Source organism: Streptomyces sp. CBMA123 (assembly GCF_014596465.1).
In the GTDB taxonomy this organism is placed as follows: domain Bacteria; phylum Actinomycetota; class Actinomycetes; order Streptomycetales; family Streptomycetaceae; genus Kitasatospora.
This window is the reverse complement of the sequence record NZ_MECK01000422.1, coordinates 1-2,622: the sequence shown is the minus strand read 5'-3', so window position 1 is coordinate 2,622 and position 2,622 is coordinate 1. Positions and strand designations below refer to the sequence as shown.

At 76.2% G+C, this 2,622-nt stretch carries 3 protein-coding genes and 1 pseudogene; 3 read left to right on the top strand and 1 reads right to left on the bottom strand.

Annotated elements, in window-relative coordinates; translation table 11 throughout:
- From BG452_RS32430 to BG452_RS32420, 3 genes and pseudogenes are all read left to right on the top strand, one after another.
- A pseudogene (locus BG452_RS32430) lies at positions 1 to 335 on the top strand (asparagine synthase); the annotation flags it as partial.
- 112 nt (positions 336 to 447) lie between these two features.
- Positions 448 to 969 (top strand): universal stress protein, encoded by a 522-nt coding sequence (locus tag BG452_RS32425; RefSeq protein WP_188307931.1) that lies wholly within the window; start codon positions 448 to 450, stop codon positions 967 to 969.
- 105 nt (positions 970 to 1,074) lie between these two features.
- On the top strand, positions 1,075 to 1,779 hold the full coding sequence (locus tag BG452_RS32420) for a DsbA family oxidoreductase (RefSeq protein ID WP_188307930.1): 705 nt from the start codon (positions 1,075 to 1,077) through the stop codon (positions 1,777 to 1,779).
- Positions 1,780 to 1,867: 88 nt separating this feature from the next.
- On the opposite strand, the gene BG452_RS32415 is transcribed toward BG452_RS32420, so the two are convergent.
- Positions 1,868 to 2,416, bottom strand: a complete 549-nt coding sequence (locus BG452_RS32415) for an NPCBM/NEW2 domain-containing protein (RefSeq protein WP_188307929.1) — start codon at positions 2,414 to 2,416, stop codon at positions 1,868 to 1,870.
- Positions 2,417 to 2,622: the final 206 nt, after the last annotated feature.

The window sequence follows — 2,622 nt, the reverse complement described above, 5'->3', positions numbered from 1 at the left end:
TGCACGCCGTCCTCACCGGCGCCGGCCGCACCGACCTGCCCCCCGACTGGGGCCGCGGTCCCCGCCCCGACCGCACCGCCGCCGCCCGGGCCGGCCTGCGCCTCGCCGCCGACGGCCTCGCCGAACTCTTCGACGCCCCCCTCCTCGCCGAAGCCGGCCTCATCGACCTCCCCGCCGTCCGCGCCGGCCTCACCGCCCCGCTCTCCCCGACCGCCCTCGCCGGCCTGGCCGACCTGGTCTCCACCGAACTCTGGCTCCGCCGCCTCCGCGCCCGCCGCCACGGCGCCTGCTGGACCGGCCTCCCCCACCCCCACCCCCCGGCCCTCACCCCCTGACCACTCGCCGCCCGCGGCCCCCGCCTCCTCCCCCCGGCGCGGCTGGCCGGGGGGATCCGGGCGAGCAGGTGATGATGTCGGGGCTGTGAGTCCGTGGTGAGGAAGGTGTGCGGTGGCCGGTGTGAGCCCGGGGCGGGAGGTTCCCGTGGTGCTGTCGGTGCTGGGGCGGCCGCCGACGGGGCGGCCGCCGGGGGTGCTGGCGGCGTGCGACGGGTCGGACGGGTCGCTGTGGGCGTTGGACCGGGCGATGACGGAGGCGGAGCTGTTCGGGCTGCCGCTGTACGTGCTGGCCGTGGTGAACCCGGCGCCGGCCGGGTACCCGCCGGGGATGGCGGAGCTGGTGCAGGAGAGCGTGGAGACGCTGGTCGAGAGCATGGCGGACGGGCTGCGCCGGGCGGTGTCGACGGTGCTGCGGCAGCGGGTGCGGCCGTACGCGGGGGAGATGTCGCTGCACGTGGTGCTGGGCAATGTGATCGAGGTGCTGCTGGAGGCGTCGACCCGGCAGCACACGCTGGTGGTCGGCACCCGGGGCAACGGGGGGTTCGCCCGGCTGCTGCTGGGGTCGGTGAGTTCGGCGGCGGTGCACCACGCGGCCTGCCCGGTCCTGGTGGTCCCGGCGCCCGAGGAGGTCTGATCCGGCGGTGTCGGCCGCTTCGGCGGGTGTCGGGAATGTACCGAGATGGTTCATCGTTCACCTATCTCGTACATCCGCCCCGACACGCCCCTGGAGCCCCCGAACATGAAGGTCGAGATCTGGTCCGACATCGCCTGCCCCTGGTGCTACATCGGTAAGCGCCGTTTCGAGCAGGCCCTGGCGGACTTCCCCGGCAAGGAGGGCGTCGAGGTCGTCTACCGCCCGTACCAGCTGGTCCCGGACGCGCCGGAGACGGCGAGCCCGCACCGCGCCTGGCTGGCCGAGCGCTACGGACCGCAGTCGGTCGCGATGGACGCGCGGGTCGCCGAGCTGGGCCTGGCCGAGGGCATCACGTACGACTTCGACGCGGCCCTGCACGCCAACACCTTCCTGGGCCACCGCCTGCTGCACCTCGCCGAGGCCGAGTACGGCGCCGAGGCGCAGGGCCGGCTGAAGGAGGCGCTGCTGAAGGCGCACTTCACCGACGGCGTGGATGTGGGCGACCGCGCCGCGCTGGCGGACGTCGCCGTGGCGGCGGGCCTGGACCGCGCGCGGGTGACGGCCTACCTGGCGGGCGACGAGGGCACCGCCGAGGTCCGCGCCCAGCTGGCGGAGGCCCGTGAGCTGGGCATCACCGCCGTGCCGACCTTCGTGTTCGAGGGCAAGTGGGCGGTCCAGGGCGGGCAGGATGCCGCGACCTTCCGCAAGGTGCTGGAGCAGGTCGCCGCCGAGATCGGTGAGCGCCGCCCGGCGCCGGTGCCGGTCGCCCCGGCCGGGGAGGCCTGCGCGGACGGTTCCTGCGCGGTCTGACGCCGGCCGCGACCGCCGTCGTACGGAAGGGGCCCGTTCCAGGAGCTGTCACCAGCCCCGGAACGGGCCCCGAGCCGTGTCCGGACGGTCAGGAGCACCTGAACCGGGCCCGCGCCCAGTCCGCGACGTTGAGCGCCGACCAGATCCCGTGGGCCGGCGTGACCACCAGCCGGATGGACTTCTGCCCGGCGAGCGGTACGTGCACCGGCACCGCGTCGTCGCCGACGGCGAGGGTCCGGGAGCGCCACAGGGTGCTGCCGTCGCCGCCCTGGACGGTGAAGACCACCCCGCCGGGGCCGAGCGTGGCGTCGTCGACTCCGGCGACGGCGTCGAAGGACGTGCAGCTGCGGTTGAGGTCGATCAGCGTGGTCGCCGGGGCGCGCACGGTGATGGCGTGGGGGAGGTAGTCGCCGCCGATCCAGCCGCCGTCGCGCTGCCAGAACCGGTCGCTGCCCTTCTGCCGGATGCTCGGCCCCTCGGGCGGCACCCGGTTGTTGCCGGGCTTGACCACGGGCAGCGAGTCGCCCCAGAAGTCGGTGGGCGCGGGCGGGGTGGGCGGGGTGGGCGGGGTGACGGTCGGCTCGGGCACCGGCGGCAGGGTCGGCGTCGGGACGACGGGCACGTCCGGTGTCGGCACCGGCGGCAGGGCCGGGGTCGGGACGACGGGTGGCTCGGGGATGCGCTCGACGGGCGCGGCGGGCGGTTCGCTCTGCGGAGCCCGGGTGGCCGCCGGGGCGTGGCTCGGCTTCGCGCTGGGCTTGGGGCTGGGACTGGGGCTGCTGCTCGGGCTCGGCGCGGGCGGCTCCGGGGCGGCGCTGCTGGGCGCCGGTGCGGGCGGTGCGG

Bases quoted from the DNA above. Each gene is read 5' to 3' on its own strand.
- BG452_RS32420 (WP_188307930.1), top strand. From the start codon at position 1,075: ATGAAGGTCGAGATCTGGTCCGACATCGCCTGCCCCTGGTGCTACATC.